This is a genomic window from Vitreimonas sp., assembly GCF_035627415.1.
In the GTDB taxonomy this organism is placed as follows: Bacteria; Pseudomonadota; Alphaproteobacteria; order Caulobacterales; family Aquidulcibacteraceae; genus Vitreimonas.
The window spans coordinates 38,297-60,401 of record NZ_DASPLU010000010.1 but is presented as its reverse complement, the minus strand read 5'-3'; the positions used below and the strand labels follow the sequence as shown (position 1 = coordinate 60,401).

The following is a 22,105-nucleotide window of genomic DNA, read 5'->3' as shown; positions in this document are numbered from 1 at the left end:
GCCCTACAGCATCGCCGGAATGACGCGATCCGGCGGCTTGTGACCGTCGGCGAAGGTCTTGATGTTGATGATGACCTTCTCGCCCATGTCGATACGGCCTTCGATTGTGCCCGAGCCCATGTGCGGCAAGAGCACGACGTTCGCCAGCTTCTTGAGCTTCGGATTGATCGCCGGCTCATGCTCGAACACGTCAAGACCCGCGCCGGCGAGCTCACCCTTCTCCAGCATCCGCGCGAGCGCCGCTTCGTCGATCACTTCGCCGCGCGCGGTGTTGACGATGTAGGCGTGCGGCTTCAGCAGCGCGAGCCGGCGCGCGCTGAGCAGATGATACGTCGCCGGCGTGTGCGGGCAGTTCACGGAGACGATGTCCATTCGCGCCAGCATCTGATCGAGGCTGTCCCAATACGTCGCTTCGAGTTCGGCCTCGATGTGCGGCGCCACCTTGCGGCGGTTGTGATAATGAATCTGCAGCCCGAACGCCTTGGCGCGGCGCGCGACGGCTTGGCCGATCCGCCCCATGCCGATAATGCCGAGCCGCTTGCCCCAGATGCGGCGGCCCATCATCCAGGTCGGCGACCAACCGACGAACTTGTCCGCTTCGACGATCTTCACCCCCTCAATCAGCCGCCGCGGCACGGCGAGGATCAGCGCCATGGTCATGTCAGCGGTGTCTTCAGTCAAAACGCCCGGCGTGTTCGTAACCGTAATGCCCCGCTGCACGGCGGTGGCGACGTCGATATTGTCCACGCCCGCGCCGAACTGGGCAATCAGACGCAGCTGATCGCCGGCGCGCGAGAGGATGCGGCCATCGATGCGATCGGTGACGGTCGGCACCAGCACGTCGGCGCGCTGCACGGCCTCGGCGAGCTGTTCGGCCGTGAAGGGCGCGTCATCGACGTTGAGTTCCGCGTCGAAGAGTTCGCGCAGGCGGGTCTCCACGGCATCGGGGAGGCGGCGGGTGACGACGACTTTGAGCTTCTTTGACGGCATTCAGCTTCCATAAACCACGCTGCGCGCGCCTCCAAGGTTCGCGTTAGGGCCAGGTCGGCGCCCGTCGCGTTAAGCTCAATTTCACGGCGCGTGCGCATGATGCGCGTTCGCCTTCCCGGCAGAGGAAGCGAACAAAATAAAGGTTGGGTCATGCGTCGTGGGATCTTCGCCGCCCTAGCTGCGGCCGCCATGCTCGTTCCGTTGAGCGCCGCCGTGGCCGATACGCCGATCGTCGGGCCGGACTCCAATTTGCCTGTTCCCCGTTTCGTCAGCCTCAAGACCGCCGGCGCCAACGGCCGGCACGGGCCCGGCCTCGACCACCGGGTGGACTGGATTTATGAACGCGTCGGCCTGCCGTTGCAGGTCACGGGCGAGAGCGGCCCGTGGCGGCGGGTCCGCGATCCCGACGGCGCCGAAGTCTGGATGCACGCGCAGAACCTCGATCAGCGCCGCACCATCTATGTCAGCGAAGCGACGGCGCTGCGCCGGACCGCGCACGAAGGCAGCCAAGTCGTGGCCTACCTTGCGCCCGGCGTGGTGGCCTCTGTGACCGGCTGCAACGGCGAATGGCGTCGGGTGGCGATCGGCGGCCGGGTCGGCTGGGTCCCGAACGACGCCCTCTGGGGCGGAGATTGCGCCGGGCTCTGAGGCTCAGGCGTTCGCGGCGGGCGGCTCGAATTCCACCCGCTCGTAGATTTCCGTGAACGGCAACGCGCATTCCAGCGCCGAAAGATCGAGCGCGGCCTCCTCACCCGACAATGTTTCCGCCCGCCAACCGGCCCCTGCGCGGGTGCAGATGCGCGCACGCATCTTGGTCTGCGAGACGATGACGGTCTGCTGGACGGTGGGCGTGGATTGGAAATCCTCCAGCCGCTCCACCTCGTCGATCGTAGTATTGCTCGGGCTCTCCACTTCGAACACGACCCGCGGCTCGTCCGCCGCCAAATCGCGCATCGCCTGTGTTCGCCCGCAGTCCACAGTCACATCAGGATATCGATAATTGCCTCTTGGCGTAGCGACCTTCTGTTCTTGCATTGGAAAACACGGTCCGCGCCCCAGCTTCGTCCTGAGCGCCAGCGTGATGTTCTGGGCGATGAGCCCATGCGCGCGCGTACCCCCAGCCATGAGCCGAACCTGACCGTCTATGAATTCATAGCGGCCTTCCTGCTCGGCTTCCCAGGCCAAGTAGTCCTTACCGGTCAAGGACGGCGGCCGGATTGGGCGGCGCTCGACATTCCTCTTATCTATCACAGCCTTGGCGCCCGCGAAATGACGGCGTCCGCCGCCTCGCCTTGCCCCTGCCTCACCCGGCCTGTAAGTCGGGCGGGAAATTCCCTTCTTTCGCAGAGACAAACATGGCGATCAGCCAAGCCGAGCGGCCTTCCTCCCTTTCCTATGACGACCTGATCGCCTCGGGCGAGGGCCTGATGTTCGGGCCCGGCAATGCGCAGCTGCCGCTGCCGCCGATGCTGATGTTCGACCGCATCGTCCACATCAGCAAGGACGGCGGCTCCGCCGGCAAAGGCTTCGTCCACGCCGAGTACGACATCAATCCGGAACGCTGGTTCTTCGACTGCCACTTCAAGGGCGATCCGGTGATGCCGGGCTGCCTTGGTCTCGACGCAATGTGGCAGCTGGTCGGCTTCTTCATGTGCTGGGCGGGCTCGCCAGGCCGCGGGCGCGCGCTTGGCGTTGGCGAAGTCCAGTTCCGCGGCCAGATCACGCCCAGCACGAAACTCGTCAGCTACGAAATCGACATGAAGCGCGTGATCCAGCGGTCGCTGCATATGGGCATAGGCGACGGCGTCGTGAAAGCCGACGGCGTGACTATCTATACGGCCAAAGACCTGAAGGTCGGCCTGTTCTCGCCCGAACAGCTCGAAACGCAACTGAAGTAGGAGCGCCAGCCAATGCGTCGTGTCGTCGTCACCGGCATGGGGATCGTATCCTCCATCGGCAAGAACGTTCCGGAGGTGCTGGAGAGCCTGCGCAACGCCAAGAGCGGCATCGTCGCTGCGCCCGAGTACGCCGAGAAAGGCATGCGCTGCCAGGTGCACGGCGAGCCGCAACTGAAGCCGGAAGACGTCGTCGACAAGCGCGTGATGCGTTTCATGGGCGAAGGCTCGGGCTGGAACTATGTCGCCATGCAAGAGGCGATCGACGACAGCGGCCTGACCAAGGACGAGATCAGCCACCCGCGCACCGGCATCATCATGGGCTCGGGCGGCCCCTCCGCCGCGGCCATCGTGACAGCGGCCGATACGGCGCGCGAGAAAGGCGCAAAGCGCGTCGGACCTTTCGCGGTGCCGAAAGCGATGAGCTCCACCGCCAGCGCGACGCTCGCGACGCCGTTCGAGATCAAGGGCGTGAACTATTCGATCAGCTCGGCCTGCGCGACCAGCGCCCACTGCATCGGCAACGCCTACGAGCACATCTACGAGGGCAAGCAGGACATCATGTTCGCCGGCGGCAGCGAAGAACTGGATTGGACCCTGTCCGTCCTCTTCGACGCCATGGGCGCGATGAGCACGAAGTACAACGACACACCCGCGCGAGCCTCGCGCGCCTACGACAAGGACCGCGACGGCTTCGTCATCGCCGGCGGCGCCGGGGTGCTGGTGCTGGAAGAATACCAGCGCGCGAAGAAGCGCGGCGCTAAGATTTACGGCGAAGTCGCCGGCTACGGCGCCAACAGCGATGGCTTCGACATGGTCGCCCCGTCCGGCGAAGGGGCGGCGCGCTGCATGAAAATGGCGATGAAGTATCTCGATCGCCCGGTCGATTATCTGAACACCCACGGCACCTCGACGCCGGTCGGCGACCTCAGGGAGATGGAGGCGGTGCGGGCGGTGTTCGGCGCCAAGCCGCCGATGATCTCCAGCACCAAGTCGCTGACCGGCCATTCGCTCGGCGCCGCCGGTGTGCAGGAGGCGATCTACTCGCTGCTGATGTTGAACAATGGCTTCGCCTGCGAGAGCGCGCACATCGAGGAACTCGATCCGGCGTTCGAAGATCTGCCGATCCTGCGCAAGCGCGAAGATCGCGAGTTGAATTGCGTGCTGTCCAACTCGTTCGGTTTCGGCGGCACCAACGCCACGCTCGCCTTCACGCGCGTGGCGGCCTAGTTCAGCAGGCCAACGCCGGCGAACACCGGCGGCGCAGTCTTGAACTCGACCTGGACGGCGGACCGGATTAGCTCTGCTAAGCCTTCGTTGCCGATGAGCCGCGCCGCCTCTTCCGGCGCGAACCATGCACGCTTGCGCTTTTCGCGTTCAGGCCAATCCGGCAGCTCGTACTGCACGTGCAGCGCATACGCCGTGACTTCGTAGAACACTTTGCCGTGCTTCGTGCGTTTCCAATACTCGAACGTGCCGAGCGAATAGGGTTCGACTTCGCCGGTGACGCCCGCTTCCTCGAACGCCTCGCGCGCAGCGCACTCGGCAGCGAGAGAGTCGAGCATGGCCCAGCCCTTCGGCACGATCCATTCGCCCGGGCCACGGCTGGTGATCAGCAGCACCTCCGGCGAGCCGTCGACCCAGCGCACGGGTATGGCGGCGACTTGGCTGTCGAGCGTGCGAAGTTGGACGTGAACGCAGGCTTCGTGCGCAGCGAGATCGAACGGCATGCGAATCAAACGCACGTGATCGGAACAAGTTTCTACGGTAATGACGCGGCCAGCCGAAATGACGAACGCCGGCTCTTTCGAGCCGGCGTTCTCCCAAGCGATCCCTTTGAGACGAGGGGTTAATTCGTCACGGTTTCGCTGGTTGTGTCGCCGGTCCGGTCAGCGGTGTCGCCTGCCGTATCAGCCACGCTCGCGGTTTGCTGTTCGACTTGCGCGGCCACCTGATCGGCTTCGCGCGCCGCCTCCTGGAACGAGCCTTGACTGTAGACGAACGCGAGGAGCGCGCCGGCGATCAGCACGACGCCCAGCAGCAGTCCGAAACCAAAGCCGGACTTCTTCTTCGGGTGGTCGATGATCACTTTCGTGTCCGTCACCCGCCCGTTTTCGTCGCGCTTGACGTGGGTTTCGCGGATTTCGGCCATTCCTTGCTCCTAAGCGTAATCTTCGGAGCCAAAACGCCGCCCTGCGCACGCGGTTCCGCTTGACCGCTGGCGTCCAAGGCTTTCTAGGTGCGGCGAATTTCGAGGGAGCAGAACATGGCGGACGAGTGGGTTTTCCCGAAAGGCGAGCTGATGCGCGGCAAGCGCGGCCTCGTCATGGGCGTCGCCAATGACAAGTCGATCGCCTGGGGCATCGCCAGCCAGCTGGCGGCGCAGGGAGCTGAACTCGCGTTCACGTATCAGGGCGAGGCGCTGGAGAAGCGGGTGCGGCCGCTGGTGGAGTCGATCGGTTCCAAGCTCATGCTCGAGTGCGACGCCACCAACGATGCGCAACTCGACGCTGTGTTCGATCGCTTAGGCAAGGAATGGGGCAAGCTCGACTTCCTGGTCCACTCGATCGCCTTCTCCGACAAGAATGAACTCAAGGGCTCGTTCGTCGAGAACACGACGCGCGAGAACTTCCTGCGCTCGATGGACATCTCCGCCTTCTCGTTCGTCGCCGCCGGCAAGCGCGCGTCGAAGCTGATGGGCCGCGGCGGCTCGATGGTGACGCTGACCTATCTCGGCGCCGAGCGTGTGCTGCCGAGCTACAACGTTATGGGCGTCGCCAAGGCGGCGCTTGAAGCTTCGATGCGCTACATGGCCCGCGACCTCGGGCCCGATGGCATCCGCGTCAACGCGATCAGCGCTGGCGCCATGCGCACGCTCGCCATCGCCGGCATCCAGGGCGGCCGCGGCCTCATCCAGACCGGTCGCGAATGGTCGGTGATGAAGGAAGACACGAGCATGGAAGGCATCGCCGGCTGCGCGCTCTGGCTGCTCTCCGATCTCGGCCGCTCCACCACCGGCGAAGTCGTCCACGTCGACGCCGGCTTCCACATCGTCGGCGTGCCGAGCACCGGCGAAGAGTGAATGACGTTCTGGCGTAGCGCTTGCCGTCGCAGCCGCCGCCGCCGACCGCTCGGTGCGCGCAACAAACGCACTTAGCTCGACCGGCGCCCCGCATCGTCTGTCTGCGGACGCTCGATGGCATTGTCGATCTCGATGCCAATTTCGTCGGCTTCTCCATCGTGAGCCTCGGATGTTTGCTCCGGCGGTTCGCGTTGGACTGGGCCGCGCGTTCGCGGGCGCGTATGTGGGGACCGCAGATCATCCTCCGGATCGAGCGCGCTCGCCTCGTGCTCCTGATCCATCTCGGACTTCAGTTGATCCGTCGGCGCAAGATCTTTCGCGCGTGGCCCGCGCGGCGGAACGCCGGCGAGCGTGCTCGGCGTTCCGCGCGGTTCTGTGCGGCGGTCAGGCATCGGCGCTACTTGTTCTCGCGCGGCCGGCGCTTCGGGTCGACGCCCGTGCCGGGGCGGCCGGAATCGTTCTCGACATCGCCCGGAAACGTGTTCTCGCCCTCGGCGTAGAGATCGTCGACGTCGTCAGCGTCCGCGCCCGCCATAGTTGCGCCCTTGGACGCGCCGATGCCGGGATTGCGTTTCAGATCGTCGGGGCCGGCCCGTTGGCGCTCGCGCTCCTGCTCCTGATCGATCTCAATGTCGTCGGGATTGTCGGGCGGCGGGCGGGTGTTGCGCGTGTAATCGGGTTCGCGGCCGGTATCGCGTTGTTGCGGCATGATGGGTCTCCTCTCGGATGACCAACCAGCAGCGCCGCGGCTCGTTCCGGCGCTTACGGACCCAGCTGCGCTTCGAGCAGGATGCGCTGCGCCAGCGGCAGCTCCTCTTCCCGCACCAGCAGCCGCCAGCCGCCCATCACCCCGGCGTCGAGCTGACCCGCGACTAGGCCCTGCTCCGGCATCACGACGCCGACGCCCTCCGCCTCAAGCACCGATTTGGCCACCAGCGCCTCGGAAAACGACGCGTACTTCGCCAGCACAACCACCGCCATCGCGCCACTAAACAAGAAAGCCCGCCTCTTGCGAAGCGGGCTTTTCCGTTTGCTTTTAGCGCTAGAGCTTAGTCGCCCGAGCTTTCGCGGCGCGGACGGTCGCCGCGGTCACGACCGCCGCCGCCGCGGCGCGGGCCGCGGTCGCCGCGATCGCTGCGCTCACGGCGCGGGCCGTGATCTTCCGCTTCCTCGCCCATCTCCGCCGAGAGATCGGCGCCGGTGGCCTGGTCGACCACCTTCATCGAAAGGCGCACCTTGCCGCGATCGTCGAAGCCCAAGAGCTTCACCTTCACGGTGTCGCCTTCCTTCACGACATCGCCCGGCTTCTCGACGCGCTCGCGCGCCAGCTGGGAGACGTGGACGAGGCCGTCCTTGGCGCCGAAGAAGTTCACGAACGCGCCGAACTCCATCACCTTAACGACCTTGCCTTCGTAGATCTGGCCGACCTCCGGTTCGCTGGTCAGCGACTTGATCCACTTCACGGCGGCTTCGATCGAGTCGGCGTTGGCCGAGGCGACCTTCACCGTGCCATCGTCCTCGACATTGATCTTCGCGCCCGTCTTTTCGACGATCTCGCGGATGACCTTGCCGCCGGTGCCGATCACGTCGCGGATCTTGTCGACCGGGATGTTGATCTGAACGATGCGCGGCGCCGTTGCGCCGACGCTTTCACGCGGCGCGTTGAGCGCCTTGTTCATCTCGCCGAGGATATGCATGCGGCCCGCGTGCGCGCGGTCGAGCGCCACTTGCATGATCTCCTGCGTGATGCCGGCGACCTTGATGTCCATCTGCAGCGAGGTGATGCCCTTCTCGGTGCCGGCCACCTTGAAGTCCATGTCGCCGAGATGGTCCTCGTCGCCGAGAATGTCGGTCAGCACTTCGAAGCCGTAGTCTTCGAGAATGAGGCCCATGGCGACGCCGGCGACGGGCGCGGCGATCGGCACGCCCGCATCCATCAGCGCCAACGACGAACCGCAGACCGTCGCCATCGACGAGGAGCCGTTCGACTCGGTGATCTCGGAGACGAGACGCACCGTGTACGGGAATTGCTCCGCCGTCGGCAGCACCGCTTTCATCGCCCGCCACGCCAGCTTGCCGTGACCGATTTCGCGGCGCCCGGCGCCGCCCATGCGGCCGGTTTCACCGACGCTGTACGGAGGGAAGTTGTAGTGCAGCAGAAAGCGCTCCTTCGACGTGCCCGAGAGCGCGTCGATGAATTGCTCGTCTTCCGCGGTGCCCAGCGTCGCGACGACGATGGCTTGCGTCTCGCCGCGCGTGAACAGCGCCGAGCCGTGCGTGCGCGGCAGGAAGCCGACCATCGCTTCGATCGGGCGCACCTTGTCGACCGGACGGCCGTCGATGCGGCCCTTTTCGCGGACGACGCGGGAGCGGACGATGTCGCTTTCGACTTCCTTGAACACTTCCTTGAAGACGTTCGCGTCGGCGCCGTCAGGATTGGTGTCGGACTTCACGAGGACGCCCTTGGCCTTGTCGCGGGCGATACCGACCGCTTCGTGGCGCGCGTCCTTCTTCACCACCTTGTAGGCGTCCGCGAGTTCGGCGCCGACGAGTTCGACAATGCGGCCCTTGAGCGCCGAATTGTCGGGCGGAGTGAAATCGAACGGCTCTTTGCCGGCCTTCTCGGCGAGTTCGATGATCGCATCGATCACCGGCTGCATGCCCTTGTGCGCCAGCGTCAGCGCTTCGAGCATTTGCGCTTCGGTGAGCTCCTTCACTTCCGACTCGACCATCATGATCGCGTTGGCGGTGCCGGCGACGACGAGATCGAGATCGCTCGTCTTCATTTGCTCGATGGTCGGGTTCAGCATCGGCTTGCCGTCGATCCAGCCGATGCGGGAAGCGCCAATCGGCCCCATGAACGGAACGCCGGAAATGGTCAGCGCAGCCGACGCGGCGACCATCGCCAGAATGTCGGACTCGTTTTCGTTGTCCCAGCTCAGCACCGTGATGATGACCTGCACTTCGTTCTTGAATCCATCGACGAAGAGCGGGCGGATCGGGCGGTCGATCAGGCGCGACAGCAGCGTCTCACGCTCGGTCGGGCGGCCTTCACGTTTGAAATAGCCGCCAGGAATGCGGCCCGAGGCGAAGTATTTTTCCTGATAGTTCACGGTCAGCGGGAAGAAGTCCTGACCGGGCTTCGCTTCCTTCGCATAGACGACGGTGGCCAAGAGGGCGGTCTCGCCCCAGGTCGCGAACACGGCGCCGTCGGCTTGACGGGCGACTTTGCCGGTTTCGAGCGTGAGCTTGCGCCCCGCCCAGTCGAGGGAAACGGATTTCACATCAAACATCATCGTACTCCAGGCGATGAGGCCCCTGCCTCAGCGCCGCGTCGAATGCGCGGGCGGCGGCCGCCTGCGCGGATTGCCTCCGGCCCGGATGGCCGGAGGTTCGTTCTGTCTTCTTCGCCGGGGAAGAAGGCGGTGGTTTCTGGCTCACACCCATTCCCGGATTGGCGCGAAGCGCCAAGTCCGGGACCCATAACCACGAATGCGTGGCGCATAACCTCAAACGGTTGAGTTTATGGGCCCCGGGCCTCGCTTCGCTCGCCCGGGGATGGGTGCTAAGCCCCGGCGATCAGCGCTTAGCGGCGCAGACCCAGCTTTTCGATCAGCGCTTGGTAGCGCGCTTGGTCTTTCTTCTTCAGGAAGTCGAGCAACCGGCGGCGCTGCGAAACCATCTTCAGAAGGCCCTGGCGCGAGTGGTTGTCTTTCTTGTGCGTCTTGAAGTGCTCGGTGAGGTTGGCGATGCGCTCGGAGAGGATCGCAACCTGAACTTCGGGCGAGCCCGTATCGTTCGTGCTCTTCGCATTGTCTTTGATGAGCGCGGCTTTGCGCTCTGCAGTCACCGACATCGGAACTCCTATCAGTCCGGAATGTGAAACACGCGGGTCGGCGAAAATTTGCCGGCTCGCACGTCACCCAGCGCGACCGCTTTGCCCTGAAACAAGGCGACGGCGGCTCGGGAGGCATCCACGCCGCCAATGAAGCGATCGCGGAATTTCGGCTTCAGCGCCTCCACCACATGCGGGAGGAGGACGATGGGCCGTCCCTGTCTGAGCTTGAACGCGTCCTCTCCGTTGACGGCCAGTGCCGGGATGTCGTCCAGCGCGGTCTCAACGGGTTTCAGGCGTTCTGACGCGGCGCCCTTATGGCGCAAATCCTCGAGCGCGTCGAGGGTGACGGAGTCAGCCTCGGTAAACGGCCCGACGGCGGTGCGGCGGAGACGCCAGACATGGCCTTCCGCGCCAAGTCTTGCCGCCAGATCGCGGACCAGGGCGCGAATATAGAAGCCTTTGCCCGAGCGGAACCGGAACGTGGAGAGATCATCGCCCTCCGCGCCGATCAGCTCGGCCTCGTAAACCGTGACTTGGCGCGGCTCCAGCTCCACCGTCTCGCCCGAGCGGGCGATGTCATACGCGCGTTCGCCATCCACCTTCACGGCGCTGAACTGCGGCGGAACCTGCTCGATCTCGCCGACGAACGCCGGCAGCGCGGCGCGGATCGCCTCCGGCGTCGGCCGCACGTCCGAGCGCGCGACTTCCTTGCCCTCGCGGTCCTGCGTGTCGGTCGAGACGCCCCACTTGATGGTGAAGACGTAGGTTTTCTGCGCCTCCATCAGCCACGGCACCGTCTTTGTCGCCTCCCCCAGCGCGATCGGCAGCACCCCGGAGGCAAGCGGATCGAGCGTGCCGGCATGGCCCGCCTTCTGCGCATTGAAGATGCGGCGGATGGCGGAGACGGCGTGCGTGGACGTCATGTCATCGGGCTTGTCGAGCACGACCCAGCCCGAGACGTCGTCGCCCTTCTTTCTACGACCCATGTTCTCAAGTCCCAGCGGCAGAGCCAGTGGCTCCGACGCGCGCAGAGTGATATGTTCCAGATATGGCCAATCTCGACGCCACTATCGCGCGCTTGCGGGCGCTGCCGAAAGAGGAGCAGGAGTCCGTGGCCGCGCAGATCGACCTTCTCCTGGATGAAGCCGGCGAAGACTTGCTCAGCCCGGAACAGTGGGCCGAAATCGAAGCGCGCCTCGATTCAAACGAGCCCATGACGCCGCATGCGGAGGTCGTCCGCGCCTTTCGCGACCGCGTCCGCTGATGGAAGTCGTCTGGGCTGAAAGCGCCAGACGCGAGTTCGACGCCGCCATCGCTTTCATCAACGCGGAGAGCCCCTCGGGCGCTAGGCGCATCGGCGAGCGCATTCTGGCAGCGGTGGCCCTGCTCGAACATTTCCCCGAGATCGCGCCAGCCTCGCCGCGGCATCGCAACCTCCGCCAACTGGCGGCGCCCCGCACACCTTACCTCGTGATCTACCGAGTCCACGCGAACCGCGTCGAAATCCGCGCAATCGTTCACGCTAAGCAGCGCCGACGAAAGTAGGCTCACGCTTCGTCCTCGTGCTTCAGATCACGCGCCACTTCGGGGCTGGCGAGCAATTCGTCGATATGGCGCGCTTCTTCGTAGGAGACGTCCGGCTGGAAGTGCAGCTGCGGCGTGAAGCGCAGATCGACCGACTTCGCCAGGCGGCCGCGCAAGAACCCGGCCGAACGCGTCAGCCCGTTGGCGATGCGCTGCGGATCGCCGGGCCCGAGCGCCGAGACGAACGCGGTCATGTGCTTCAGATCGGGCGAAGCGCGCACTTCGCCGATCGTGATCGAGGCGCCCTGGAGATCGGGATCGCGCAAATCCTCGCGCGCGACGATCTCGACCAGCGCATGACGCACCAACTCGGCCGCGCGCAATTGGCGTTGCGACGGGCCGGCGCCCTCATGACTTCGCGACTTGCGTTTCATCTTCCGTCTTACTGCGCCGTGTAGGCGAACGCGCCGCACAGCTCCGGGTCGGCGCTCGACGGCGGCCGCGCCTCGCCCCGGAACGCCGCGATCTTGAACACCCAGCGCCCGCTAGAGTCCACGAACTCGCTAACCGCCATATGGCGCGTCGTCTCTTCGCCGCACAGGCCAGCCCTGCGCCCCGGAATGAGGTTCTCGTCCAGCACCCGATAGAGATAGGCGTCGACGCGCGGATCGCCGGCGAGGACGGCCGCGAAGCTCTGCCCGCCGGCGCCGGATCGCTGGTCCGCCGGCACCACGTTGTAGGGCTGCGCCCGCACCGTAATGCCGTTGGCGAACGCGAACACGACCGGCCCGCCGCGGCGCCCTTCGAGGCTGACGCGCAGATTGCCGGTGACGCTACGCGCCTGCTCGCTGGTCGCGCGCCACTGCGAGCGCGCCACCGCAGGCTCTTCCTGCGGCACCGCGTCGACCCGCGTTTCCGGTTCGACGACCGTCACCGGCCGTTCGCCCGGAAGCTGCTCGTCGCTGCGCTCGCGCTGGCATGCGCCGAGCGCCAGCACCGCCGCCATCGCCGCTACGACTACCCCGCGCATTGCCTGCCTCAGAGCGACCGCTGCACCACTTCGACGTTGAAGCACTCGATCACGTCGCCTTGCTTGATGTCCTGGAACGGACCAAAGCTCATGCCGCACTCTTGGCCGGCGACGACTTGATCGACCTCGTCCTTGAACCGCTTCAGCGTCGTCAACACGCCCATTTCCTGGATCACGACATCGTCGCGCAGGATGCGGACTTTGGCGCCCTTGCGCACGACCCCGTCGGCGACGCGGCAGCCGGCGACCTTGCCGACCTTCGAGATGTTGAACACCTCGAGCACCTGCGCATTGCCCAGGAACGTTTCGCGCGTTTGCGGCGCGAGCATGCCGGACATGACGCCCTTTATGTCGTCGATCAGATCGTAGATGATCGCGTAATAGCGGATCTCGACGCCTTCACGCTCGGCCAGGTCGCGCGCTTCCTTCGAGGCGCGGACGTTGAAGCCGATGATCGGCGCGCCCGAGGTCTTCGCCAGCTGCACGTCCGATTCGTTGATGCCGCCGACGCCCGAGAGCACCACGCGCGCACGCACTTCTTCGTGCGCCAGCTTGTCCAGCGAGCCGACGATGGCTTCGGCCGAACCTTGTACGTCGGCCTTGATCAGGACCGGCAGCTCCTTGGCCGTCGAATCCTTGAACTTCGCCATCATGCTTTCGAGCGACGTCCCCGTGCGCGTAGCGGCGGTCGCCGTCTTCTGCTTCTTGGTGCGGGCGCGATAGTTCGCGACTTCGCGGGCGCGGTTCTCGTTTTCGACGACGTTCAGCACATCGCCCGGATCTGGCACGCCTTCGAGGCCCATGATCTCGACCGGCTCCGACGGGCCCGCGCTCTGCAGCTGCTGGCCGCGCTCGTTGGTCAGCGCACGCACACGGCCCATCTGGGCGCCGACCACGACGATATCGCCGCGCTTCAGCGTGCCCTTCTGCACCAGCACGGTCGCCACCGTGCCGCGGCCCCGATCGAGCTTCGATTCGATCACTGTCGCTTCGGCCGGGCGATCCGGATTGGCCTTCAGCTCCATCACTTCCGACTGCAGCAGGATGGTCTCGACCAGCTTGTCGAGGTTCAACTTCTTGGTCGCCGAGACTTCGACCGCGAGCGTGTCGCCGCCGTGCGCTTCGGTGATGATCTCGTGCTGCAGCAATTCCGTCAGCACGCGGTTGGGATTGGCTTCGGGTTTGTCGATCTTGTTGATCGCGATGATGATCGGCGCGCCCGACGCCTTGGCGTGATTGATGGCTTCGACCGTCTGCGGCATGACGCCGTCATCGGCGGCCACCACCAGCACGACGACGTCCGTCACCTGCGCGCCGCGGGCGCGCATGGCGGTGAACGCAGCGTGGCCCGGCGTGTCGAGGAACGTCACGCGCTGGCCGTCCGGCAGGCGCACCTGATAGGCGCCGATGTGCTGGGTGATGCCGCCCGCTTCGCCCGCGGCGACATCGGTTTGGCGCAGCGAGTCGAGCAGCGAGGTCTTGCCGTGGTCGACGTGGCCCATGATGGTCACGACCGGCGGACGCGGCTGCAGGTTCTCTTCCGTGTCGACGATATCGCCGGCGAGACCTTCTTCGACGTCCGATTCGGCGACGCGTTTCACGGTGTGGCCGAATTCGGTGGCGATCAGCTCGGCGGTGTCCGCATCGAGCTCATCGGCCTGCTTCATCATCTGGCCTTGGCGCATCATGAACTTGATGATGTCGGCGACGCGCACCGCCATCCGGTTCGACAGCTCCTGGACCGTGATGTTCTCCGGAATCGTAACTTCGCGCTTGATCTGCTCGCGCTCGCCGCTGCCGCCCATCATCTTGGCGCGGCGCTCTTTTTCCTTCTGCTGCGCACGGCGGTAGGCCGCGAGCGAACGCACGCGGTCGTCGTCGCCGGCGACCTGGCGCTCGACCATGTCGAGCGTGAGCTTGCCCTTGCGGCGTTCCGGCTCGCCCTTCTTCGCCGGCTTTGCCGGCGTGGGCGCGAGCGGCTTGCGCGCCGACTTGATGCGCCCGCCCAGCTCGTCGAGCAGGCCAGCGTCGGAGCGCTGCGGTTGCTGTTGTTGCTGCTGCTGCGCAGCGGCGGGACGTTGCGCCGGAGCGTTGGCGCGTTGTTCGGCGGATTGCGCGGCAGCGTTCGCGGCGGCTTCTTCTTCAGCTTCGGCGCGGCGGCGCGCTTCGGCTTCGGCGGCGACGGCTGCATCCTCGGCCGCCTTGCGCCGTTGCGCATCTTCCAGCGCCTGACGCTTCTCTTCATCGGCCCGCAGGCGCTGTTCGCGCGCTTCGCGCTCGGCCAGCGCACGGCGCACGGCTTCGTCGCGGCGGCGCACTTCTTCGTCGCTGATGCCGCCCGGTTGCTGCTGCGGCTTCGGCGGCGCCGGCTCGGCGGCGGGCGCTGCGCTGCGCGCGGAGCGCAGCGGCGGCGGCACGCCAGGGCCCGGCGCGCCGGGCGCTGCGGCGCCGCCGGCGCCCGGCCGGTTGATCGCGCGCTTCTCGCGCACTTCGACGGCCACTTGCTTGGTGCGGCCATGGCTGAAGCTCTGCCGCACCGTTCCCGTCGAGGTCGTGCGCGTCAGGGTCAGCGGCTTGCGGCCGCTCGGAGCTTCTTTTTGTTCGTTGCCGTCAGACATGCAGTCGAGTTGCCAATCCTAAATTCGTCGTCAGTTCTTCGTCGCAGGTTCGTCAATATCGGAGCGCCCGTCGCGGCCCTGGTTGGCTCCAGCGTCCGCGCCGCCCAGTTTCCACGACACAGAGCGCCAGGAAGCGGGCCAAGAGGCTGGGACGATGGCGCGAAAGCCGGCGAGGCGGGCGATTTCCGCCGCCCAGCCCATCGCCAAGCGCTCTTGAAGCAGGCAAGCGTGTATCACACGTTCCCGCCCCAACGCCACGCCCAATTCCTCGGAGGCAAAGCACCCCACGGTGGGCGGCGGGCGGCGCCAGAGCCCTATATGGAGGCTCATCAGCTTTTCGCGACCCTCCTCGGCGCCGTCTTTCGCTTCGAGCAGCAGAAAAGCCGGCTTTGCGCGAATCGCAGCCTCGACTTGCGTCGCGCCGATGGCGATCGCGCCGGCGCGGCGCGTGAGCCCGAGCTGATCCAAACAGCGCCGCGCGAGCAATTGCTCAGTGAGGCCGGCAAGATCGTCGGGAACTTTGACCTGGGCTTTGAAGGCGCGCGCGAAATGGCCCTTCTTCGCCGCCGCTTCGATGCTGGTGCGGTCAGCACGCACCCACGCGCCGCGGCCCGGCAGCTTGGCCGCGACATCCGGCGTCACCATACCGTCAGGCGCCAGCGCGAAGCGGACCAGGCCCGCTTCGCTCTCGCTTTCACCGCTGACGATGCAGCGCCGCTCACGTCCGCGGCGCGGCCGTTCAGCCTCTATCTGGGAAGACGCTGGCGACATCGTCCGCGTCTCCTTCAGTTCGCACTTCTTCGACCGGCTCTTCTTCCGGCGGCGCGTCGATCCAGCCGGCGGCGATGCGCGCGTTCAGCACCAGCGCATCGGCTTGTTCCTGCGTCAGCTCGAAGCCTTCGAGCACGCCCGGCTCGCGCACGCGTTCGCCGTTCTTGGTCTCGAAATAGCCGCGCAGGTCGTCGCCCACGAGCCCGGCGAAGTCCTCCAACGTTTTCACGCCCTTCTCGCCGAGCGCGACCAGCATCTGCGCGGTCAGCCCCGGCACGTCCTTCAGCTGGTCCTCGACACCGAGTTCGACGCGCTTGGCTTCCAGTTCAGCCGCCAGCTTATCCAGATACTCGCGCGCACGCGCTTGCAGCTCGTCGGCGATTTCGTCGTTAAGGCCCTCGATCGAGGCGAGATCCATCTGCTCGACATAGGCGATCTCCTCGACCGTCTCGAAGCCTTCGGACGCCAGCAGCTGGGCGAACATCTCGTCCACTTCGAGGGCTTTGACGAAGAGTTCCGTACGGGTCGCGAATTCCTTCTGCCGGCGCTCGGACTCTTCGGCTTCGGTCATGATGTCGATCGACCAGCCGGTGAGCTGCGAGGCGAGGCGCACGTTCTGGCCGCGGCGGCCGATGGCGAGCGAGAGTTGCGCTTCGCCGACCACCACTTCGACGCGCGCCTCTTCCGGGTCGAGCACGACCTTGGAGACTTCGGCCGGCTGCAGCGCATTGACGATGAACGTCGCCGGATCGGGCGACCATGGAATGATGTCGATCTTCTCGCCCTGCAATTCGCCAACCACCGCCTGCACCCGCGCCCCGCGCATGCCGACGCAGGCGCCGACCGGATCGATCGAGCTGTCGTGGCTCAGCACCGCGATCTTGGCGCGCGAGCCCGGATCGCGGGCGGCGGCCTTGATCTCGATCACGCCTTCATAAACTTCCGGCACTTCCTGCGCGAAAAGACGGGCCATGAATTCCGGCTTGGCGCGCGACAGGAAGATTTGCGGCCCCTTGGTCTCGCGCCGCACATCATAGATGTAGGCGCGCGTGCGGTCGCCGACGCGCAGGTTCTCGCGCGGGATCGACTCGGACTTGCGGATCACGCCTTCGGCGCGGCCGAGGTCGACGATCACATTGTAGAACTCGACGCGCTTGACGACGCCGTTGATGATCTCGCCGACGCGATCCTTGTATTCGCCGTATTGGCGCTCACGCTCGGCTTCGCGCACCTCGTGATTGATCACCTGCTTGGCCGTCTGCGCGGCGACGCGGCCGAACTCGATCGGCGGCAGGCCCTCGACATATTCCTTGCCGACAAAGGCTTCCGGATCGCTCTTCTGGGCGACATTGATCATGATGTCGGTCGAGGGATTGAACGGGCGCGTTTCAGGATCGAGCACGCTCTCGTCCACCACCGTCATCACCCGCTTCAGCTCCATCTCCCCGGTCTTCGGATCGATGGTGGCGCGGATGTCGTGCTCGGCGCCGTAGCGCGAGCGGGCGGCCTTCTGCAGCGCGTGCTCCATCGCCTGGATCACGATCTCTTTTTCGATCGACTTCTCGCGCGCGACCGCATCGGCGATCTGCAGGATTTCCAGCCGGTTTGCGGAAATGCCGGTGCTCATGGTTCTTGTCCTTCGTTCCTTTTCAACTGCTCCCCGGCGTGCGGGGGAGCTGTCAGGCGTAAGCCTGACTGAGGGGGCGACCTCAGTCGGACTCTCCCCCTCCGCTCGCTTCGCTCGCACCTCCCCCGCTTGCGGGGGAGGAGTTTTCCTCGTCGCCCGCCGCTTCTGCATCGCGGGCGCGCTTCAAATCTTCTTCGATCAGCTTGTCGGTCAGCACGAGGCGCGCCTCCGACAAAGCCGAAAACTTCAGCCGCGTATCGCCGGTATCGGTCGCGAGCACGATTTCATCGCCTTCGACCGCCTTGATCACCCCGCGCCAGCGGTGCCGGTTGTCGATCATCGCCGCGGTTTCGACCTTTGCTTCGTGACCGATGAAGCGCTCGAAATCCTCGATCCGCATCAACGGGCGATCTATGCCGGGCGAGCTGATCTCCAAGTCGTACTCGCCCTGCACCGGGTCTTCGAGATCGAACACGGGCGAGAGCGCGCGCGAGAGCCGGCCGCAATCGTCGATGCCCATCTGCCCGTCGCTGACGCGCTCGGCCATGATCTGCAGCCGCTTCCTGCGATTGCCGGACAGGCGCACCCGCACGATCCGGTAGCCGAGGCCCGAAGCCGTCGGCTCGATCAGCGCGATGACACGCTCTTCAACAGGGTTCGTCGCGCGCAGAAGCGGCTCCCTAGGTAAACAAAAAGCGGCGGAGCCCGGGGCCCCGCCGCTGAACCTCCACCGGAGGCATCAGCGATGTAACGGATGGGATATAGCGGGTCCGGGGGCCTGCGCCAAGCCCTTAGGTTTGGCGCCCCTTCTCTTGGTTTAGGAGAAGGTGGCCCGCCGAAGCGTCAGCGTAGGCGGGCCGAATGAGGTTTACCGGCGTTTGCCATTGTAACCATGTCCGCTTCTGGCCCATTGCGGACAATGGCGGTTGAGACGTGCAGTGTCGGCTATGCCCGCTCCATGTTTGAACCCGCCTCAGCGAAAGTCGAACACTTCCCAGTGACCGCTTTCGTGAACCCATTCCGAGCTCTTGACGGTTGTGCTCTCATTCCAGAGTGCGTGCCGCATCCCGAAATCTCTTAATTGTCCTGCGTGCTTCGGCAGTGGTAGTCGCGCTCGCTCTGTTGGCGCAGTGCTCTGTTGGGGCGGACAATTTTCCAGTCGTCGACCGAGACAAGTTGACGATTACGCTGCAAAGGTCGGCGTGCTTCGGAGCATGTGCCGATTATTCAGTAACGATCCATGGCGACGGGCGCGTAGTGTTTGAGACCGATGGCGAAGCGGCCGATTCGGCCTCTGGCCTCCATCGGGCGATGGCCTTCTCCTCTGGTGTGCTTGTTCGCGGACGGCACGACGACCGGATCGACCCCGCCGCCGTCGCTGCATTGGTCCAGCAGTTTCGAGACGCGCACTTCTTCTCGCTGCGCGATGAGTACACGGCCCAGATCACAGACAATCCGACCTATGTGCTCACCATTGACACTGGGCACGGCAAGAAGACGGTCGTCGACTATGTTGGCCAAAAAGTTGGGATGCCGAGATCAGTATCCCACCTTCAGGAGGAAGTAGATCGCCTTGCCGGGACGGCTCGTTGGGTCCGGGGAGCCGAGGGTTTGGTCGAGGCTCTTGCGGCCACGGGGTTTGATTTTCATTCGAGAGAAGCGGCCGTGCTGGCGTTGAATGGCGTAAGCAGCGCGGACGACTCAACGCTAGTTGATCTCATTGAGCGCGGCGCACCACTTGAAATGCGTCTGTCGGACCTAGACCCGTCAGTGCAGTCATCGGAATATGCTGGAAGCGCGTTGGTCCGTGACGCCATTAGCTATGGAAGACCCGCGTTGTTCCAGGCGTTGGTCACACGAGGGTGGCTCGAACGACTGGGCGCGGCCGAAGCGAACGCTGCATTCGCGCGGTTTGCCGCGGGCTGCAACCCCGTCATGGTTGATGTTGCAATCTCATCGGGCGTGGCAGTTGATCCTCCACCAGCACAGCGGAGACCGCCCAGCGATGATGATTCCAATGACCACCTTGAAGGCTCGGCGCTAGCGAATCTCGCAACCACTTATCAGTGCCGAGATGAAGCGACGCGGGTCGCTGTCGCTGAGCGGCTACTTGCACATGGCGCCGATCCAAATCGGCGCAACGCCCGGGGTCAGACGGCGATCTTTGGCGTGGAGAACATCGAGCTCTTAAACTTGCTCCTCGCCAACGGAGCAGATCCGCGCGTGCTCGACTATGATGGCAATAGCGCCGTATTCGGCAGTTGGACCGATACCATCGTCCTGCGATTGCTGCAGTCGGGTGCAAGCCCGATAGGCCACTATTACGACGGCAGGACGCTCACCGAGCAGGCGCGTGAGAGGAACATGCCCAGGACAGCCATATGGCTTATGGCGCACCCGTCCGCGACGGCCCTTCCCGATTGAGATTCAAGACGACCGGCGTCTTTCGGCGAAAAGCGGACTCCGAAGGGGCTATTGGCGTGTCTGCGCCGACTTCCGCATTCGCCGGCAAACCTCATCCGGCCGCTTCGCGACCGCCTTCTCGTTAACCAGGAGAAGGGACGCGCGTTGGACTCAGCGAACAACAAAACAGCACGCCCCTATTCCCGCTTGTTGCGCAAACATCACGCCCTTGCACCATCGCGCAAAAATCTATCCTACACCTCCGGCGCGGCCTTAAGCTGCTCCCATCGCTCCGCTGGAGGGCAGTTGGCCAATGTTCACCCGATGCGACGAGCGATGTGATCGAGCGTGAACCTCTGCAGCGCGGTTGAGCAAAGCGGAGGAGAAGCCCGCCGAACATGAAAAGGCGGGAGGATGCACAGGGGATTCGTGTCGAACGCACGAACCCGCGCGCCATCGGCCGAGCCGCCTCCGAGAGTGAAACATCTCCCGCGACGGCGCCGATGCCCAACGATCACGGGACGCGGATTTGCCGCGTCGTTCCGCGCCGCCTCGAGCGGCGCACTGCCTGGCGTGACAAATCCGCGTCCCGCCCTCTCGTCCGCCAAAGTCTTGGCGCAGGCGGACCTCTCTTTCGATCCCCAGGATCAACAAGGATGACGCGCGTCCGCGCGCAAGGAAGGTGAGCATGATTAGCCGGCAAGCCTCCCACCACCGCCGTCGTTGCACTGGGCGATTAGATGTGTATAATTCCCCCGGAGCATACACATGGCCCGCGCCACACGCACCAACATCGAGATCGACGACGACTTGCTGCAGGAGGCCATGCAGGCCTCTGGCCTGTCCACCAAACGCGCGACAGTCGAAGAGGCGCTGCGCCAACTCGTCGACACACACCGCCGTCGTGAGGCGCTCCGCAATTCAGCCGGCATCGGCTGGGAAGGCGATCTGGAGCAAATGCGGCTCGACGATCCGCCCGGTCGATGATCGTCGTCGACAGTTCAGTTTGGATCGCGCACTTCCGCAACGAGGTGAGTCCTGCCGTGGCCGTGCTGCGCGGGCTCCAGAAGCCGACGGCGGTCGTTACTGGCGACCTCGTGCTGCTCGAATGTCTGCAAGGGGCGCGCGACGACAAGCACGCGGCGCAGATCGAAGCCACGCTGCGGGCCTTCACCGTCGAGCCCATGTTAAACGATACGCACGCGGCAGACGGGGCGCGGCTCTACCGCCGCTTGCGTGCGCTCGGTGTAACGCCGCGCAAAATGACAGACTTCATCATCGCGACATTCTGCATCGCGCGCGGGTATCGTTTGCTGCACCAAGACCGCGACTTCGAACCAATGGTGCAGCACCTGGGCTTGCAGGTCGTCGTCTAAACCCAAAACCGCGCCGCCATCATGCTTTCCAGCCAGTCGCCGCGCTGGAGGATGCTCATATGCGTCGTGCCCGGCAGCACGGCGTACTGTGCGCCAGGGATGAGCGAAGCCATGCGGGCGAAGTGCTCGGCGGTGATGAAGTCGCGGTCGCCCATCGCGAGCAGCGTCGGCGCGCGGATGCCGCGCAGCTGCTCTTCCGTATAGCCCTCCGACGTGTTCATCAGCGTGTGGAGCTTGGTCAGCACGTTTTGCAGCCCCGCTGCGCCGTCGGGCGAGACGCGCGCATACGTCGCCTGCCAAGACTCGAAATCCGCTTGCGTCGGCAACAGCGGGATGAGGTCGGCCGATGGCTGATGCTGCGGATTCCGGTTCATCTCGATCAGCTCCGGCAGCATGCCATCCGAGCTGTATCCAGTCGAAAGCGCGGTGACGTTGCGCGTGCGCTCCGGATGGCGGATCGCCATGCCGACGGCGATCGCCCCGCCCATGCTGTGACCGAAGAAATCGGCTTGGCCGACGCCGAGATGATCGAGCACGGCCTTGGTGTCGTCGATCATGCGCTCGTAGCTGATCGGTTGGCCGGCGCGATCGGCCGTGTGGCCGTGCGCCTGTTGCTCGACGGCGATGACGCGACGCGTGCGCGCGAAGCGGCGAATGAAATCCGGCGCCCAGGCCGACTCGATCGCCATCACGCCGCCATGCAGCAGCACGATCGGCACGCCCGAGCGGCGGCCGTAGGTTTCGTAATAGATGCGGTGGCCGTCGTCCGCGGCTGCGTACCCGGATTGGCCGCCGCGAACGGCGGTGTCTGCTTCGGCGGGCGTCGATATGGCCGCGGCGGCGATGACTGCGCTGGCGCCCAGGATCGTACGGCGGGAAACGTTGTTCACGGCAACCTCCAACTGTGTGTCGCTTCCAAGACGAGTCGTGGGGCCGCGATCCTACATCGGG

General features: G+C 65.2%; 25 protein-coding genes. 9 read left to right on the top strand and 16 right to left on the bottom strand.

The window, feature by feature from the left end; genetic code table 11:
- Positions 1-3: 3 nt before the first annotated feature.
- The gene (locus tag VEA80_RS07865) at positions 4-990 is read right to left on the bottom strand and encodes a D-glycerate dehydrogenase (protein ID WP_325060163.1); all 987 of its coding nucleotides are present in this window, start codon (positions 988-990) and stop codon (positions 4-6) included.
- Between the two features lie 150 nt (positions 991-1,140).
- Here VEA80_RS07865 and VEA80_RS07860 point away from each other — a divergent pair, with 150 nt between their 5' ends.
- Positions 1,141-1,638, top strand: a complete 498-nt coding sequence (locus VEA80_RS07860; protein WP_325060162.1) for an SH3 domain-containing protein — start codon at positions 1,141-1,143, stop codon at positions 1,636-1,638.
- A 3-nt stretch (positions 1,639-1,641) separates the two neighbouring features.
- Here the strand turns inward: VEA80_RS07860 and VEA80_RS07855 are convergent, their stop codons facing one another.
- On the bottom strand, positions 1,642-2,193 hold the full coding sequence (locus tag VEA80_RS07855) for a Uma2 family endonuclease (protein ID WP_325060161.1): 552 nt from the start codon (positions 2,191-2,193) through the stop codon (positions 1,642-1,644).
- A gap of 152 nt (positions 2,194-2,345) precedes the next feature.
- Here VEA80_RS07855 and fabA point away from each other — a divergent pair, with 152 nt between their 5' ends.
- Both fabA and fabB read left to right on the top strand, forming a co-directional pair.
- Positions 2,346-2,888: a 3-hydroxyacyl-[acyl-carrier-protein] dehydratase FabA gene (gene fabA / locus VEA80_RS07850; RefSeq protein WP_325060160.1), complete on the top strand. Its 543-nt coding sequence runs from the start codon at positions 2,346-2,348 to the stop codon at positions 2,886-2,888.
- 12 nt (positions 2,889-2,900) lie between these two features.
- Positions 2,901-4,115: a beta-ketoacyl-ACP synthase I gene (fabB, locus tag VEA80_RS07845; protein ID WP_325060159.1), complete on the top strand. Its 1,215-nt coding sequence runs from the start codon at positions 2,901-2,903 to the stop codon at positions 4,113-4,115.
- Here the strand turns inward: fabB and VEA80_RS07840 are convergent.
- Positions 4,112-4,630: an NUDIX hydrolase gene (locus VEA80_RS07840; protein WP_325060158.1), complete on the bottom strand. Its 519-nt coding sequence runs from the start codon at positions 4,628-4,630 to the stop codon at positions 4,112-4,114. The two genes, fabB and VEA80_RS07840, sit on opposite strands and share 4 nt — an antisense overlap.
- Positions 4,631-4,734: 104 nt before the next feature.
- Positions 4,735-5,037 carry a hypothetical protein gene (locus tag VEA80_RS07835; protein WP_325060157.1) on the bottom strand — a complete coding sequence of 101 codons (303 nt, stop codon included), beginning with the start codon at positions 5,035-5,037 and terminating at the stop codon, positions 4,735-4,737.
- A gap of 114 nt (positions 5,038-5,151) precedes the next feature.
- On the opposite strand from VEA80_RS07835, the gene VEA80_RS07830 reads away from it, so the two are divergent.
- Entirely contained in the window at positions 5,152-5,967 is an 816-nt protein-coding gene (locus VEA80_RS07830; protein WP_325060156.1) for an enoyl-ACP reductase, read from the top strand.
- Positions 5,968-6,364: 397 nt separating this feature from the next.
- Here VEA80_RS07830 and VEA80_RS07825 read toward each other — a convergent pair whose 3' ends face one another.
- From VEA80_RS07825 to truB, 5 genes are all read right to left on the bottom strand, one after another.
- Entirely contained in the window at positions 6,365-6,676 is a 312-nt protein-coding gene (locus tag VEA80_RS07825; RefSeq protein WP_325060155.1) for a hypothetical protein, read from the bottom strand.
- Between the two features lie 53 nt (positions 6,677-6,729).
- Positions 6,730-6,963, bottom strand: a complete 234-nt coding sequence (locus tag VEA80_RS07820; RefSeq protein ID WP_325060154.1) for a hypothetical protein — start codon at positions 6,961-6,963, stop codon at positions 6,730-6,732.
- Positions 6,964-7,016: 53 nt separating this feature from the next.
- Positions 7,017-9,260: a polyribonucleotide nucleotidyltransferase gene (gene pnp / locus VEA80_RS07815; protein WP_325060153.1), complete on the bottom strand. Its 2,244-nt coding sequence runs from the start codon at positions 9,258-9,260 to the stop codon at positions 7,017-7,019.
- Between the two features lie 293 nt (positions 9,261-9,553).
- On the bottom strand, positions 9,554-9,823 hold the full coding sequence (gene rpsO, locus VEA80_RS07810; protein ID WP_325060152.1) for a 30S ribosomal protein S15: 270 nt from the start codon (positions 9,821-9,823) through the stop codon (positions 9,554-9,556).
- 11 nt (positions 9,824-9,834) lie between these two features.
- Positions 9,835-10,791: a tRNA pseudouridine(55) synthase TruB gene (gene truB / locus VEA80_RS07805; protein WP_325060151.1), complete on the bottom strand. Its 957-nt coding sequence runs from the start codon at positions 10,789-10,791 to the stop codon at positions 9,835-9,837.
- Between the two features lie 62 nt (positions 10,792-10,853).
- Here truB and VEA80_RS07800 point away from each other — a divergent pair, with 62 nt between their 5' ends.
- Both VEA80_RS07800 and VEA80_RS07795 read left to right on the top strand, forming a co-directional pair.
- Positions 10,854-11,069, top strand: a complete 216-nt coding sequence (locus VEA80_RS07800; protein ID WP_325060150.1) for a hypothetical protein — start codon at positions 10,854-10,856, stop codon at positions 11,067-11,069.
- On the top strand, positions 11,069-11,350 hold the full coding sequence (locus tag VEA80_RS07795; protein WP_325060149.1) for a type II toxin-antitoxin system RelE/ParE family toxin: 282 nt from the start codon (positions 11,069-11,071) through the stop codon (positions 11,348-11,350). Before VEA80_RS07800 ends, VEA80_RS07795 begins: the two co-directional genes overlap by 1 nt.
- A 2-nt stretch (positions 11,351-11,352) precedes the next feature.
- Here VEA80_RS07795 and rbfA read toward each other — a convergent pair whose 3' ends face one another.
- From rbfA to rimP, 6 genes are all read right to left on the bottom strand, one after another.
- On the bottom strand, positions 11,353-11,763 hold the full coding sequence (rbfA, locus tag VEA80_RS07790; RefSeq protein ID WP_325060148.1) for a 30S ribosome-binding factor RbfA: 411 nt from the start codon (positions 11,761-11,763) through the stop codon (positions 11,353-11,355).
- Between the two features lie 8 nt (positions 11,764-11,771).
- On the bottom strand, positions 11,772-12,359 hold the full coding sequence (locus VEA80_RS07785; RefSeq protein WP_325060147.1) for a hypothetical protein: 588 nt from the start codon (positions 12,357-12,359) through the stop codon (positions 11,772-11,774).
- 8 nt (positions 12,360-12,367) lie between these two features.
- Positions 12,368-14,977 (bottom strand): translation initiation factor IF-2, encoded by a 2,610-nt coding sequence (gene infB, locus VEA80_RS07780; RefSeq protein WP_325060146.1) that lies wholly within the window; start codon positions 14,975-14,977, stop codon positions 12,368-12,370.
- Between the two features lie 30 nt (positions 14,978-15,007).
- The gene (locus tag VEA80_RS07775) at positions 15,008-15,748 is read right to left on the bottom strand and encodes an RNA-binding protein (RefSeq protein ID WP_325060145.1); all 741 of its coding nucleotides are present in this window, start codon (positions 15,746-15,748) and stop codon (positions 15,008-15,010) included.
- Positions 15,717-17,375, bottom strand: coding sequence for a transcription termination factor NusA (gene nusA, locus VEA80_RS07770; protein ID WP_325060144.1), 1,659 nt, complete (start codon positions 17,373-17,375; stop codon positions 15,717-15,719). Before nusA ends, VEA80_RS07775 begins: the two co-directional genes overlap by 32 nt.
- An 82-nt stretch (positions 17,376-17,457) precedes the next feature.
- Positions 17,458-18,045 (bottom strand): ribosome maturation factor RimP, encoded by a 588-nt coding sequence (rimP, locus tag VEA80_RS07765; protein ID WP_325060196.1) that lies wholly within the window; start codon positions 18,043-18,045, stop codon positions 17,458-17,460.
- 506 nt (positions 18,046-18,551) lie between these two features.
- Here rimP and VEA80_RS07760 point away from each other — a divergent pair.
- The 3 genes from VEA80_RS07760 (at position 18,552) to vapC (ending at position 21,154) form a co-directional block, all read left to right on the top strand.
- Positions 18,552-19,799 carry a DUF6438 domain-containing protein gene (locus tag VEA80_RS07760; protein ID WP_325060143.1) on the top strand — a complete coding sequence of 416 codons (1,248 nt, stop codon included), beginning with the start codon at positions 18,552-18,554 and terminating at the stop codon, positions 19,797-19,799.
- A 747-nt stretch (positions 19,800-20,546) separates the two neighbouring features.
- Entirely contained in the window at positions 20,547-20,765 is a 219-nt protein-coding gene (locus VEA80_RS07755) for a type II toxin-antitoxin system VapB family antitoxin (protein WP_325060142.1), read from the top strand.
- Positions 20,762-21,154 carry a type II toxin-antitoxin system VapC family toxin gene (gene vapC, locus VEA80_RS07750; protein WP_325060141.1) on the top strand — a complete coding sequence of 131 codons (393 nt, stop codon included), beginning with the start codon at positions 20,762-20,764 and terminating at the stop codon, positions 21,152-21,154. The genes VEA80_RS07755 and vapC overlap by 4 nt, the downstream gene beginning before the upstream one ends.
- Here vapC and VEA80_RS07745 read toward each other — a convergent pair.
- Positions 21,151-22,044: an alpha/beta hydrolase gene (locus VEA80_RS07745; RefSeq protein ID WP_325060140.1), complete on the bottom strand. Its 894-nt coding sequence runs from the start codon at positions 22,042-22,044 to the stop codon at positions 21,151-21,153. The genes vapC and VEA80_RS07745 overlap by 4 nt on opposite strands.
- Positions 22,045-22,105 lie beyond the last annotated feature (61 nt).